We start from the raw sequence: 12,690 nt of genomic DNA, 5'->3' as shown, positions 1-12,690 counted from the left end.
GCAATGTAGGAACATACATGAAATCCTACTCACACCAGACAGTTACTGGCATATGCAATTTAACATTCCGACGTGTCTTACCCTGTTTCGAGTCGTACTTATTCCCTTCTTTGTCCTGGCGTTCTATTTGCCATTTCAATGGGCTCCCTTTGCCACTGCACTGATCTTCGTCATCGCTGCGGTAACTGACTGGTTTGATGGTTTTTTAGCTCGCCGCTGGAAGCAAACAACACGGTTTGGTGCATTCCTCGATCCGGTGGCGGATAAAGTGCTGGTGGCAATTGCCCTGGTGCTGGTGGCTGAGCATTTCCACGCATGGTGGATCACTTTGCCAGCGGCAACCATGATTGCCCGTGAAATTATTATCTCTGCGCTGCGTGAGTGGATGGCTGAGATTGGCAAACGCAGCAGTGTGGCGGTTTCCTGGATCGGTAAGGTAAAAACCACCGCGCAAATGTTCTCACTGTTTGCCTTACTGTGGCGTCCGGAGGCGACGGTAGTCGGCGTGGGTGTGGTTGCGCTGTATATCGCAGCGGTGCTGACTTTCTGGTCAATGTTCCAGTATTTAAGCGCGGCACGTGGCGATTTGCTCGATAGCTGATCGATGCGATTTAAAAAGCAGCAAACGGACGCAGTGTGTGGATAATTCTATTGACTCATTGCGTCAGATAAGTAGAATGCATCGCATCGAACGGCAGCTGGCCTGCAAGAAGCTGAATGAAATCAGCAGGTTTGATGAAGAAAGAACAGAATCGAGTAGTTGAGTTAGCAATGCAGTCGCAAACTCAAATACAGAGATTATGCGGGAATAGCTCAGTTGGTAGAGCACGACCTTGCCAAGGTCGGGGTCGCGAGTTCGAGTCTCGTTTCCCGCTCCAAATTTAGTAGTTCGTATCCAACGGATTACATATCAGATTAAAGGCGCGTTGGCAGAGTGGCCATGCAACGGATTGCAAATCCGTCTACCTCGGTTCGACTCCGGGACGCGCCTCCAATTTACACCCTGCCCGGGTGGTGAAATCGGTAGACACAAGGGATTTAAAATCCCTCGGCTTATGGCTGTGCGGGTTCAAGTCCCGCCCCGGGCACCATATTTGAAGTTGAATAAAACGAATAAAAAAGCAATATGCAGTAATGTCGTAACCGCCCAAGGGCGGTTTTTTTGTTTTTGTTGTCTGCCTTTTACCCATAAAAAACCCGGCTAAGCCGGGCGCCTTGTTACGATTGCGGTTGTCCCACCGGTCCTGCGCCTTCGCTGGCCCCCGGAACAGGCTGATTACTTGGTGCATGTGGACGTCCATCACCGCCGACCGCGTCACTTTTATGCATACAGCCCGCAAGCGATACCAATGTTAATGTTACCAATACTGCTTTGGTTAAAACCTGCATCTGTAGCTCCTTATTAATAAGCGCTTAGCTAACCAATCTTAAAGAGATCAACGTATTGACCCTCAAGATAAGCAAAGCAGCCGCGGCGAATTACGCAAGTTAAATGCTGGCGAAATACTAAAAAACGCCGAATTTTCGGCGTTTTTCATCTCAATCCTAATTTTACCCAAGATTACCGGTTAATCGTTCATGAAAATCACTGCTGCGATTATCCAGACCAACAAACGTCACGATCGCCCCGTGGCGCTGATAGCGGTACTCGATGGCATCGAGAGCCGCCACGCTGGATGCATCCCAAATCTGCGCGTGGGTGAGGTCAATGGTGACGGTTTTAGGATCGTGACCGTAATTAAAGTGTTCGAACAGGTCATTACTGCTGCCGAAGAACAGTGGACCACGCACGATGTAACTGACCTGCTTTCCGTCGTCGCTCAGCTGACGCTCAGCATGGATAACGTGGGCAATGCGACGCGCAAATAGCATCATTGCCAGAATCACGCCAACCAGCACGCCAATGGCCAGGTTGCCGGTCCACACGGTGACGGCAACGGTGAGCAGCATCACAAAGGTTTCTGACCACGGCATGCGTTTCAGCGTCGCGGGTTGCAGGCTGTGCCAGTTAACGGTTTTCACCGCAACTACCATCATAATACCTGCCAGTACCACCATTGGAATCTGCGCCATAATCTGGCTAAGTCCGGTAACCAGCAGCAGCAAAACAATACCTGCCGCCAGCGTGGAAACGCGCGTCCGCGCTCTGCCTAGCTCAACATTGACGATGGTCTGGCCGATCATAGCACACCCTGCAATGCCACCATAAAAGCCCGCAAGAATATTGCCGACGCCCAGCGCCCAGGATTCACGGCGCTTGCCGGATGGCGTATCGGTAATGTCATCCACCAGTTTGGCGGTCAGCAGCGACTCCATCAGACCAACAAAAGCGATGCTCAGCGCGGTGGGCCAGATAATTTGCAACGTTTGAAGATTGATCGGCACCAATAGCGTGGTAAAGCCTGGCAAACCGGCGGTCATAGGGCCTTCATCGCCAACATTAGGCACGCGATAGCCAAGCAGCAGTGCGACGGCGGTGACCACCACAATTGCTACCAGCGGTGACGGCACGCTTTTCAATACTTTAGGCAGCAGGACGACGATCGCCAGCGTGACGGCAAACAGCCCGCACACCAGCGTGGATTGTCCCCAAACGTGCGGGACTTGCGCAAAGAAAATCAAAATGCCAAGCGCGTTAACGAAGCCAATCATCACTGAACGTGGGATATAGCGCATCATGCGCGATAAGCCGGCGAAACCAAAAATGATCTGGATGAGCCCGCCCATAATCACCGCCGGCAGAATGTACTCCACACCGTGCGCATGCACCATTGGGCCAATGACCAGCGCCACTGAACCAGCCGCAGCGGTCACCATCGCCGGACGACCGCCCAGAATCGAGAGCGTCAGACACAGCACGACCGACGCTACCAGGCTCACTTTAGGATCAACGCCTGCAATCACCGAAAATGAGATCACTTCAGGAATCAGCGCCAGTGCGGTAATGATTCCCGCCAGACATTCACGGGTTAAGAGGGCAGGCGAACGTAATACGTGCCCCACAGTGATATCGCTCTCCACCGCAGGGGTGCGCTCAGTTGGTTGGCTCATAGATTATGCAGGCTCTTTTATTATGTTGCGCATACCGTCGCGGTACGGCAGTAACCAGTTGGAATATTCAGGGAAGGATGTTACCGGGCAATGATATCTGATGCTAGCAAGATGGGAGAGGAGAAGGTGATTCCATCCCTGGAATCCGGTTTCAGACCGCGAGATCGTCAGGTGTTTTATTGACAACTAATTCGAGCAGATGGCGATAAATATCCAGCTGAATCACATCACTTTCCATTTCAAGGCGATTGATCAGGGATGAAATGATCGCTTTATTTGAAACCGGCGTACCGGCTTGCAGGATTTCGGCAATGATTTGCCCGAAAACTTCCATTTCAGTGCTATCGCTGTTACCGGCGAGGGTAAAGTAATCAGCGATGGCGTTGCTGCTGGCTGCGGCGTTTTGCATATGTGAGGCCCTTTAAATCGGTCTGATGGCAAATTTGCCTTCAGCTTCATGATGGAAAAACTTACACGCGGACAGGCGCGCAAGACCCAACTCATCAACCAACGCAAAAAGACACCTCTGAAGGTGGAAATCCACAACACCTTCAGAGGCGACGCAAAGTGCATCATTCGTTACGGAGCCATCAGCTGGCTCTCGGGACGTAAAGTTATACAATATGGCTCAACTTGTACAATGTTGATATTAAGCTATTTGTGCTAATCGTTATTTATCAGTAAATTATATTTAAATTTATTCTGTAAAATCTATACAAGCAGCCAGCCGTAACTAAAATCATGCCAACGTTGTACAACTGAATGTGAGACATGGAACGCTATTTGGTGCGTCGAGGAGCGCTGCTGATGCCAGCACACTTTCCATTGCAGTTCACCTTCGCATATAATAACGCACTTATTTAGTTAGATATCTAATCATTAGGTCACTACGTTTTGAGCGACTATCCGCAACCTTTTTCTCGTTTACTGCATCTTACCGCTCACGCATGGCGGCTGGCAGTTGACCGTCGCTTAAAAGAGAGCGGGCTCAGCATGAGCAGCTGGATGGCAATAGCCAGCGTCGCCACCGCCACAGAGCCACCCACGCAAAAGGCATTGGCACAGCTACTCGGCCTGGAGGAAGCCAGCGTCGTTCCGCTGGTTGATCGATTGGTGAAGCAGGCGCTGCTGGCGCGCGTCCAGCCACCTGAAGATCGACGCAAGCGCCTGCTGATCCTGACGGAGCAAGGCCACGTGGCATTTGCCGAAGTGAAAACGCAAGCCGATGCACTGCGGGCGCAGCTGCTGGCGGATATCGAACCCGAATCTTTGGCGGTGACCGAAAAGGTTTTGCAGCAGCTGCTTGAACGTCTGGGAAGTGTGTGACCGTGGCGAAGCGCAATCCTTATGCCCAGCGCGAATGGCTGCCGCACGAGAAACCCATGTTGCCTGGCTCGCCTTCCACGCCGCTACATTCCCCTGCGAAGCGAATCGCCTTCGGTATTATTGGGCTGTTGATCTCGATAACCGGCGCCCTGAGTAACGCGCTGGTTTCTGCCAATCTAACCAATCTGCAGGGCACTTTTGGGGCCTACAGCAATGAGATCGCCTGGCTGCCCGCCGTTTATGTGATGGGCAATATCTCCATTAATCTGCTGTTGGTGAAGTTTCGCCAGCAGTTTGGCCTGCGACTGTTTACCGAAGCGTTTTTAGTGCTGTACGTCATTGTGGCGTTCTTCCATATTCTCGCCAACGATCTCAGCTCAGCCATCATTGTCCGCACCGCACACGGTATGGTGGGGGCCGCGCTTAGCTCGCTCGGCATCTATTATCAGATTCAGGCGTGGCCAGCAAAGCATCGGCTTAAAGCGCTGGTGATCGGTATCACCGCGTCGCAGTTGGCGATTCCGCTGGCACGTTTATTTTCAACCGAGCTGCTGCAGCTGCAAGAGTGGCGCGGATTGTATCTGTTTGAGCTCGGACTGGCGCTGATTGCGCTGGGTTGCGTGCTGGTGGTTAAATTACCGCCCGGCGACCGGATCAAAGCCTTTGAGAAGATGGATTTTGTCACTTTCATGCTACTGGCACCCGGCATGGCTTTACTGTGCGCCGTGCTGTCGCTGGGACGTATCGAGTGGTGGTTCAGTACGCCGTGGTTGGGCGTGGCATTGGCTTTGGCGCTGGTGTTGATCGTGGCGGCAATCGTCGTGGAGCACAATCGCGCCAATCCGTTAATTAACACGCGCTGGCTCAGCAACGGCATGATTGTAAGGCTGGGAATTGTGATGATCATGATGCGCATCCTGCTGGCCGAACAGAACACCGGCGCGGTTGGCTTTCTGCAGCAGCTGGGTTTGCTCAACGATCAAATGCGCGGGCTGGCATTTGCCATCATCGCCGGCGTGATTTGCGGCATGGTTGCCAGCGCCTTAACCATCAAACCGACGCATCTCAGTTGGCCGATCGTTGCCTCGCTGGTGGTGATGATCGTTGCCTCGCTGATGGATGCGCAATCCAGCCCGCTGACGCGCGGCAACAATCTTTATGTTAGCCAGTTTTTGCTGGGCTTCGGCAGCGCGTTCTTCCTCGCGCCCGCCATGCTGCTGGGGATTGGCGGCGTGGTAACGCAGCCCAAAAATCTGGTGAGCTTCGTGGTGCTGTTCGGGATGAGCCAAAATCTCGGCGGGCTCATTGGTGCGGCGATCCTTGGCACTTTCCAGACGTGGCGCGAAAAATATCACTCCAGTCTGCTGGGCGATCAGCTGTCACAGCTTGATCCGAACGTCACTGAGCGACTGAGCCAATACAGCGCGCTGTTCAGCAGCCAGCTAGCGGATAACGTACTGCTCAGCGCGCAAAGCAGCAGTCAACTGCAAACGGTGGCCACGCTGCAAGCCAACGTGCTGGCCTATAACGACACCTATTATCTTACCGCTGCGTTGGCGTTCATCACGCTGATATGGGTGTTGTACCGCCTGTCGCGGTTACGCTATATCAACTGGCGTCAGACAAAAATGGATGCGGCAAAATCATCAGTAAACCCGACGGAGAATTCATGAGCCAACAGGACGATATTCAGGCTGCGGAGCGCGAGCGCACCAACCGCCGACGCATTCTTTCCATTGCTGCCGGCAGCGGCATTGTGATTGTTGGCGTGCTGGTGATTTTGTATGCCTGGCAGTTATGGCCGTTCACTAGCACCCTGCAGGCCACGGAAAACGCCTATGTACGCGGTCAGGTCACCTTTATCAGCCCGCAGGTGAGCGGCTATCTCACCGAGGTTGACGTGGTGGATTTACAGCCGGTGACCAAAGGGCAGCTGCTGATGACCATCGACGATCGTATTTATCGTCAGCGGGTGCATCAGGCGCAGGCGCAGTTAGAGATGAAAATCGCGGCGCAAAACAATAACCAGCAGCAGCGCAAAAGTGCTGAAGCCACCATTGTTAGCAACAAAGCGGCACTGGAGAATGCCAAGGCCCAGGCGCTGAAAAGCAACCTCGATCTCAAGCGCGTGGAGAATCTGGCAGCCGACGGCTCGCTGTCGGTACGCGAGCGCGATGCGGCGCGCGCCGCCAACGCGCAGGCCGAAGCGCAGCTGCGTCAGGCGGAGGCGCAGGTGGCCGTGTCACAGCAAAATCTGCAAACCGTGGTGGTCAATCGCGGCTCACTGCAAGCGGATGTTGCCAGCGCTCAGGCGGCGTTAGAACTGGCGAATATCGATTTGGCCAACACGCGGATTATCGCGCCGGATAGCGGGCAGCTTGGCCAACTCTCGGTGCGCAAAGGGACCTACGTCACCGCCGGAACGCGATTAACCTCCGTGGTGCCTGAAAACAAATGGGTGATCGCTAACCTGAAAGAGACCCAGCTGGCGCGCGTCCGTCCCGGCTTGCCGGTCAGCATTCGCGTCGATGCGCTCGACGGCAAGCATTATGACGGCCGCGTTGAGTTTATTTCACCCGCTGCCGGTTCCGAGTTCAGCGCTATCTCGCCAGATAACGCCACCGGCAATTTTGTGAAAATTGCCCAGCGCATTCCGGTGCGCATCAAGATTCTCAACGACGATCTGCACGCGCTGCGCCCGGGCATGTCGGTGGAAGTGGAGATTGATACTGCCGCAGAGCCGTATAAGGAAGCGCCATGAAGCGCCTACTGTTAGCCACCTGCATGGCGCTGATGGTGACAGGCTGCGCCACTGAGGTCGAAAAAGCGCCTTCATCCTTACCCATTCCGGATAACTGGCGTCAGCAGGTGGGGCCGCACGCGGCACCAGAAGCGCGCTGGTGGCAACATTTCGGCGATGATAACCTCAATCGTCTCGTTAGCCAGGCGTTGCAGCACAATAGCGATATCCTGATGGCGCGGTCGCGCGTCGATCAATACCGCGCCGAGTTGCGTGCTGCGCAGGGCGATAATTTCCCCACGCTGTCAGCGGGTGTTGCCGCTACTCACCAGCGCACACTGTCGGCGGCAACCGGCCAGCCGTATGAAAGCGCAGTGTTTCAGGGATTGCTGCAGGCTAACTATGAGGTTGATCTGTGGGGCAGTCGCAGCAGCAGCATCCGTGCCGCCGCAGCGTCGTTGGATGCGCAGCGTGCCGCCGCCTCAGCGGCCGAATTAACCGTCGCCAGTTCGGTAGCATCGGGCTATCTCAGCCTGTGCGCGCTGGATGAACAGCTGCGGGTCACGCAAGCCACGCTGGCGACGCGGGAAAATTCGCTTAATCTGGCGCAGCGTCAGTTTGAAACTGGCTATACCTCACGCCTTGAATGGATGCAGGCAGCATCGGAATACCAAACGGCCAAAGCACAGGTTCCGCAGCTACAGCATCAAATTGAGCAGCAGGAGAACGCGCTCAGCGTGCTGGTGGGTATGAACCCACGTGAGATTGCGCGCAGCAGCCAGTTCGATCATATCAAGCCGCAAATCTTGCCGTCTCTGCTCCCTTCGCAGTTGCTTAATCGTCGGCCAGATATTGTGCAAGCGCAGCGCCAACTGCTGGCTGCGGATGCTTCGCTGGCGTCAACGCAGGCGAAGCTTCTCCCGTCGCTCAACCTCACCGCCAGCGGCACGTTACAAAGCAGCGAGCTGCATCAGCTATTGGATAATCCGTTCCGCTTGTGGAGTATTGGTGGCAGCATTCTGGCTCCGCTGCTCAATCGCGAAGCGCTTACTGCGCAGGTCGACGTGGCAATGGCAACGCGTAACCAGGCGCTTTATGGCTATGAGAAGGTGGTTCGCAACGCTTTCTCCGAGGTGGATAATGCGCTGGATGCGATTCGCCGCAGTCAGGAGCAGCTGGCAGAATTGCAGAAGCAGGAGAGTTATGTCGCGGAGGCGTATCGCATTGCGCATAACCGTTATCAGAATGGTTATGCATCCTACCTTGATGAGCTGGATGCCCAGCGCACGCTGTTCAGCACCCAGCTGAATATCGTGTCGGTGAAAAATACGTTGTTATTGGCACAGATCGATCTTTATCGCGCGTTGGGCGGAGGCTGGCAGGGGTAACGCCGTTGATCGTGTATTTTGGCCCCGCTATTCAGCTGCCTGCGTCAGCTCAGGCAGCATAACAGCCTGCTTAACAATCCTTTTCTCACGTTTTATGTCGACCGCCTTATTTTCTCACGGACCTTTTTTTAACTGGAAAGTTCAGGAAACTTCTTGCTTTCGCCGTTCGACTGCGCATAATCGCAAACCGCAATAATAATGATTATCAATACGTTTGCATTAGGGGATCTCCATGCGCAACACGCCTTTCAATCCCGGACTGAAACCGACGCTGTTGGCCGTAATGGTCAGCGCCGGTTGTTTGCCAGTGATGGCTGCTACTACCAACACCACAACTCAAACTGACGCGAAGAACGAACAGCAGACGCTGACCGTGACCGCAGCACCGCAAACCGATTTCAAACCAGGCGGCGACGATCTGGTACCTGCTTACCTTGATGGGCAGGTGGCTCACGGCGGCCGCCTTGGCATGCTGGGCGAACAGAATGCGATGGACGTGCCGTTCAACGTGATTGGCTTCACTTCGAAGATGATTCAGGACCAGCAGGCGCAAACCATCGGTGACGTGGTGCGCAACGATGCTGGCGTGCAAAATCTGAAAGGCTACGGCAACTTCGCGGAAAGCTATCGCATTCGTGGCTTCAAGCTGGATGGCGATGCCATGACCTATGGCGGGCTGGCCGGCATTGTGCCACGTCAGGTAATGGATGCTTCGCTGATTGACCGCGTGGAAATTTTCAAAGGTGCCAACGCATTGTTGAACGGCTCGGCCGAGAGCGGCGTTGGCGGCATGATTAACCTTGAACCAAAGCATGCGGATGATGCGCCACTGACGCGTATCGGCGTGGATTATACCTCGGGTTCGCAGGTCGGCGGCAGCGCCGATATTGGCCGTCGTTTTGGCGACAACAACCAGTTTGGCGTGCGTCTGAATGCGGTGAATCGTGAAGGCGGCACCGAGATAGACGGCGAGAAAAAACGGACTACGGCGGCATCACTTGGTCTGGATTATCGTGGCGATCGTCTGCGCACGTCGCTGGACGTGGGTTATCAGAAGAAAACTTTCCACGATGCGCGTAATGGCATCAATATCAGCAATATTGATTTCATTCCTGATGTGCCGTCTAACTCGAAAAACTACAGCCAGAACTGGGTGTTCAGCGATATTCAATCAGAATTCGGATTGGCGAAAGCCGAGTACGATCTGACCGATCAGTGGACCGCCTATGCGGGACTTGGCGCGCAGCACACGCATGAGGTGGGCAACTACGGTATTCCAAAGGTGTTGGATAGCGCAGGCAACGCCACTATTGGCCGTTTCAGAACCAACCGTGTGCAAGACAACATGAGCGGCATGGTGGGGCTGCGTGGCGATTTCACTACCGGTCCGGTGACGCATAAAGTTAACGTTGGTTACTCGGCGATGACCGCGAATGCCAAAAACAGTTACCGCATGTCGTCGGGTAATGATGCCGATGTGAATATTTACCAGCCGCAGGATGTGACCGAGCCGGACAATGTTTTCTCCGGCGGCACCAAATTTAGCGATCCTTTGACCACTTACCGCTCGCGTTCACAAGGTTATCTGCTGAGCGATACGCTGGGCTTCTTTGATGACACCTTGCTGGCAACGCTGGGGGCTCGCCATCAGAAGGTGGTGGTGCGTAACTATGGTTACGACGGGGCGGAAGATGCCGGCACCCGCTTTGACAGCAGTCGCTGGTTGCCAGCTTATGGGCTGCTGTATAAAGCCACCGAAAACATCTCGCTGTATGCCAACCATACCGAATCATTGACGCCGGGCACTGCTGCACCGTTTGGTACCAGCAACTACGGCAGCGTAACCGGGATTGTGCATGCCAAACAGAATGAAGTGGGCGTAAAAGCGGACTTTGGTCGCGTAGGCGGATCGTTGGCGCTATTTGAAATCAAACAGCCGGTTGGCGTGAAAAATAACAACGTATACCAGCTGAATGGTGAACAGCGTAATCGCGGCGTGGAACTGAACGTCTTCGGTGAACCGGTGCTGGGCCTGCGCCTCAACAGTAGCGCGACCTGGATTGATCCAGACATGACAAAAACGGGCGACAGCGATCAAAATGGCAAGAATGCCATTGGCGTGCCGCGCTTCACTGCGGCGCTGGGCGCGGAGTACGACATCAAACCGGTCGATGGACTCACCGCAACCGCTTTGCTGAATTACACCGGCTCTCAGTACGCTGACCTAGCGAATAACATGAAACTGGACGATTACACTACGCTGGACATAGGGCTGCGTTATCGCATGAAAGTTAATCAGAACGATATGGTGTGGCGCGTGGGCGTTGATAACGTGACCAATGAGAAATATTGGGCAAACGTGGATGACAGCGGCACCTATTTGTCACAGGGCGAACCACGCACCGTAAAAGTCTCATTGAGCTACGATTTCTAATCTGTACCCAACGGGGCGTCTTCACGCCCCGTTATCATCCTGTTGAGAAATAATCCTGTACCTTACGGCACTTTGCATTACACTCTCCTCGGCAATCCTGCTCGAAAACTCGCCCTATGTTTGAGTCACCATGAGTTCACCTGCACCACCTGACGATCACGACGAACCTTATCGCCAACCGCTGGATGATGCGCTCTTCGCCATAGTGGTGCTTGCAGTGACGTCGGTTACCCTTATAATCTTCGTCCTGATGATTACGCTGTGGATGAGTTAACGTCAGCAACGGGAAAGGGAGGTTTGTGAGGAGATGTCGATGGAATCCAGAGATGACAAACTGATCGCTATAATTGGCCTGTTATCCGCCTGTTTGATTGGCGTGGTGTTTCTCTTCACCATGACCTGGCTCACCGACGTGCGTCACCCGGTGGATCCAACCTTGGATGTCCAAACCTGTCCTCAGAACAGGGTAAACACCCAGCAGTCTTAATCCCTTTTCTGCCAGCTTTGCCACTTAATCTGTTGACTGCGTAACTCCAGCGCCAGCGCTTCATGCAGAGTGCGATTGCCGTTAGGATCGCCCAGGCCAAACAGCGCGCCTGGTGAACGTCTATCGTCGGCCCATGCCGGATACTCCACCACCGGATAGAGTGAAATACCTTCCAGCGCCACACCGTGCTCTAACGCCAGCCGCGCTTCTTCGCTCACCTGACGCAGCCAGGGCGCACGCGCATCACCTTCGGCCCCGGTTTCTGCCAGCAGCATGGGACGCTGATAGCGTTGCCAGCACTGCATCAGCAAACGGTGCAGCGGTTGACGCGTTGGGTGATCGAGCGGAATGGTTTCACCTGAAAAGAACCAGTGATTATCGGGGTAATAATTGAGGCCAAGAATATCGAGAAAATCCTCGCGGCCTCCCAGTTCCGGTGCATCGCGTCCGGCCAGCCAATCCCAGGCTTCAAATTGCGCCTGATGCTGCGCGTCGGCGTAAGGTTTACTGTCTGGATTATCGGGATGCGTTGCTACCTGTACCAGCGGATCGGTCAACACAAAGCGTGCATCCGGATAAACGTCTCGAATGGCGTGCATCGCCGCCAGCGAGGCGCGGACTAACTGGCGTTTTAATTCTCTGCCACGATCGCTGGCATAAGGATCGAGCCAGGATACGTCGGCGCCCGCCCACGACCAGAATGAAATTTGATTAATCGGTGTAAAAAACGGTTTTTCAACGCCTTCGTCATGCATCAGCTGCGCCATCGCGCGCGCGAAGCGCTCAAAGTGATCGACAAAGCTGGCTTTCCAGATATCAAGATGATCGGGGTAGCCGAAATGCGCCAGCTCCCAGATAATCTGCACATCATGACGCGCTGCAGCGTGCACCATGGGCAGAAACGAGCGCCAGTCATATTCATTGGGTGTGGCTTCAATCAGATGCCAGCGCGCACCATCGCGCGCCGTGCGTAATCCTTCTTGTGCTAGCGCGGCATAATCTTTTTCCAGCAGCATGTCATGCCCGCTGCTGATCACCATATCCAGTCTGCGTCCGCCTGCCCGACAGGCAGTGGAACAGGGAAAACTGCCTTGAAAGAAGCTTTGGAACAGCTGAGGGTGATGGCGCAGGGTTTGCTGAGTCATAATCCTCTCCTCACGATGAAGGCTGGATGCAGAACGCTTGGCTAAGTCTAGACTAAATAAACGTTGTGCTAGTGGGCAGAAGTGGAAGGCTCTGATTGCTTCTCTGCGCGGCGATACTA

Annotated in this window: 12 protein-coding genes and 3 tRNA genes; 11 read left to right on the top strand and 4 right to left on the bottom strand. The window is 54.3% G+C overall.

The annotated features are described in order from the left end of the window. Nucleotides 1-52: 52 nt before the first annotated feature. From pgsA to CRO19_RS01590, 4 genes are all read left to right on the top strand, one after another. Nucleotides 53-601, top strand: a complete 549-nt coding sequence (gene pgsA, locus CRO19_RS01605; protein WP_008102316.1) for a CDP-diacylglycerol--glycerol-3-phosphate 3-phosphatidyltransferase — start codon at nt 53-55, stop codon at nt 599-601. Between the two features lie 201 nt (nt 602-802). Continuing rightward, nucleotides 803-878: transfer RNA gene (locus CRO19_RS01600), tRNA-Gly, on the top strand. Between the two features lie 42 nt (nt 879-920). Further along, nucleotides 921-994: transfer RNA gene (locus CRO19_RS01595), tRNA-Cys, on the top strand. Nucleotides 995-1,005: 11 nt separating this feature from the next. Further along, a tRNA-Leu gene (locus tag CRO19_RS01590) sits at nt 1,006-1,091 on the top strand. A 127-nt stretch (nt 1,092-1,218) separates the two neighbouring features. On the opposite strand, the gene CRO19_RS26045 is transcribed toward CRO19_RS01590, so the two are convergent. The 3 genes from CRO19_RS26045 to CRO19_RS01580 all read right to left on the bottom strand — a co-directional run bounded on the left by CRO19_RS26045 (nt 1,219) and on the right by CRO19_RS01580 (nt 3,460). After that, nucleotides 1,219-1,389 carry a hypothetical protein gene (locus CRO19_RS26045; RefSeq protein WP_007887299.1) on the bottom strand — a complete coding sequence of 57 codons (171 nt, stop codon included), beginning with the start codon at nt 1,387-1,389 and terminating at the stop codon, nt 1,219-1,221. A gap of 162 nt (nt 1,390-1,551) precedes the next feature. Beyond that, complete coding sequence (locus CRO19_RS01585) at nt 1,552-3,051, bottom strand: SulP family inorganic anion transporter (RefSeq protein WP_097094299.1); 1,500 nt, start codon at nt 3,049-3,051, stop codon at nt 1,552-1,554. A 151-nt stretch (nt 3,052-3,202) separates the two neighbouring features. Beyond that, nucleotides 3,203-3,460, bottom strand: a complete 258-nt coding sequence (locus CRO19_RS01580) for a biofilm/acid-resistance regulator YmgB/AriR (RefSeq protein WP_097094298.1) — start codon at nt 3,458-3,460, stop codon at nt 3,203-3,205. A gap of 485 nt (nt 3,461-3,945) precedes the next feature. Between CRO19_RS01580 and CRO19_RS01575 the strand changes: the two genes are divergently transcribed. The 7 genes from CRO19_RS01575 (at nt 3,946) to CRO19_RS26035 (ending at nt 11,426) form a co-directional block, all read left to right on the top strand. Beyond that, the gene (locus tag CRO19_RS01575) at nt 3,946-4,377 is read left to right on the top strand and encodes a MarR family winged helix-turn-helix transcriptional regulator (RefSeq protein ID WP_097094297.1); all 432 of its coding nucleotides are present in this window, start codon (nt 3,946-3,948) and stop codon (nt 4,375-4,377) included. A 2-nt stretch (nt 4,378-4,379) separates the two neighbouring features. Continuing rightward, on the top strand, nt 4,380-6,050 hold the full coding sequence (locus tag CRO19_RS01570; RefSeq protein WP_097097556.1) for an MFS transporter: 1,671 nt from the start codon (nt 4,380-4,382) through the stop codon (nt 6,048-6,050). Next, on the top strand, nt 6,047-7,138 hold the full coding sequence (locus tag CRO19_RS01565; RefSeq protein ID WP_097094296.1) for an HlyD family secretion protein: 1,092 nt from the start codon (nt 6,047-6,049) through the stop codon (nt 7,136-7,138). Before CRO19_RS01570 ends, CRO19_RS01565 begins: the two co-directional genes overlap by 4 nt. Further along, nucleotides 7,135-8,505, top strand: a complete 1,371-nt coding sequence (locus tag CRO19_RS01560) for an efflux transporter outer membrane subunit (protein ID WP_097094295.1) — start codon at nt 7,135-7,137, stop codon at nt 8,503-8,505. Before CRO19_RS01565 ends, CRO19_RS01560 begins: the two co-directional genes overlap by 4 nt. Nucleotides 8,506-8,737: 232 nt before the next feature. After that, nucleotides 8,738-10,939, top strand: coding sequence for a TonB-dependent receptor (locus tag CRO19_RS01555; RefSeq protein ID WP_097094294.1), 2,202 nt, complete (start codon nt 8,738-8,740; stop codon nt 10,937-10,939). Between the two features lie 130 nt (nt 10,940-11,069). Beyond that, nucleotides 11,070-11,213 (top strand): hypothetical protein, encoded by a 144-nt coding sequence (locus CRO19_RS26040; protein ID WP_007893692.1) that lies wholly within the window; start codon nt 11,070-11,072, stop codon nt 11,211-11,213. Nucleotides 11,214-11,252: 39 nt separating this feature from the next. Then, entirely contained in the window at nt 11,253-11,426 is a 174-nt protein-coding gene (locus tag CRO19_RS26035; protein WP_176519118.1) for a hypothetical protein, read from the top strand. On the opposite strand, the gene CRO19_RS01550 is transcribed toward CRO19_RS26035, so the two are convergent. Beyond that, nucleotides 11,423-12,571 (bottom strand): glycoside hydrolase family 1 protein, encoded by a 1,149-nt coding sequence (locus CRO19_RS01550; RefSeq protein ID WP_097094293.1) that lies wholly within the window; start codon nt 12,569-12,571, stop codon nt 11,423-11,425. The genes CRO19_RS26035 and CRO19_RS01550 overlap by 4 nt on opposite strands. Nucleotides 12,572-12,690 lie beyond the last annotated feature (119 nt).

Origin of the sequence: Candidatus Pantoea floridensis (genome assembly GCF_900215435.1) — a bacterium.
GTDB lineage: Bacteria > Pseudomonadota > Gammaproteobacteria > Enterobacterales > Enterobacteriaceae > Pantoea > Pantoea floridensis.
This window is presented reverse-complemented; position numbering and strand designations above follow the sequence as displayed.

What these genes read in the sequence shown, in the direction of transcription:
- pgsA (WP_008102316.1), top strand. Translation starts at nt 53, where the DNA reads ATGCAATTTAACATTCCGACGTGTCTTACCCTGTTTCGAGTCGTACTT.
- CRO19_RS26035 (WP_176519118.1), top strand. Translation starts at nt 11,253, where the DNA reads ATGGAATCCAGAGATGACAAACTGATCGCTATAATTGGCCTGTTATCC.
- CRO19_RS26045 (WP_007887299.1), bottom strand. Translation starts at nt 1,389, where the DNA reads ATGCAGGTTTTAACCAAAGCAGTATTGGTAACATTAACATTGGTATCG.
- CRO19_RS01565 (WP_097094296.1), top strand. Translation starts at nt 6,047, where the DNA reads ATGAGCCAACAGGACGATATTCAGGCTGCGGAGCGCGAGCGCACCAAC.
- CRO19_RS01585 (WP_097094299.1), bottom strand. Translation starts at nt 3,051, where the DNA reads ATGAGCCAACCAACTGAGCGCACCCCTGCGGTGGAGAGCGATATCACT.
- CRO19_RS01550 (WP_097094293.1), bottom strand. Translation starts at nt 12,571, where the DNA reads ATGACTCAGCAAACCCTGCGCCATCACCCTCAGCTGTTCCAAAGCTTC.
- CRO19_RS01560 (WP_097094295.1), top strand. Translation starts at nt 7,135, where the DNA reads ATGAAGCGCCTACTGTTAGCCACCTGCATGGCGCTGATGGTGACAGGC.
- CRO19_RS01555 (WP_097094294.1), top strand. Translation starts at nt 8,738, where the DNA reads ATGCGCAACACGCCTTTCAATCCCGGACTGAAACCGACGCTGTTGGCC.
- CRO19_RS26040 (WP_007893692.1), top strand. Translation starts at nt 11,070, where the DNA reads ATGAGTTCACCTGCACCACCTGACGATCACGACGAACCTTATCGCCAA.
- CRO19_RS01580 (WP_097094298.1), bottom strand. Translation starts at nt 3,460, where the DNA reads ATGCAAAACGCCGCAGCCAGCAGCAACGCCATCGCTGATTACTTTACC.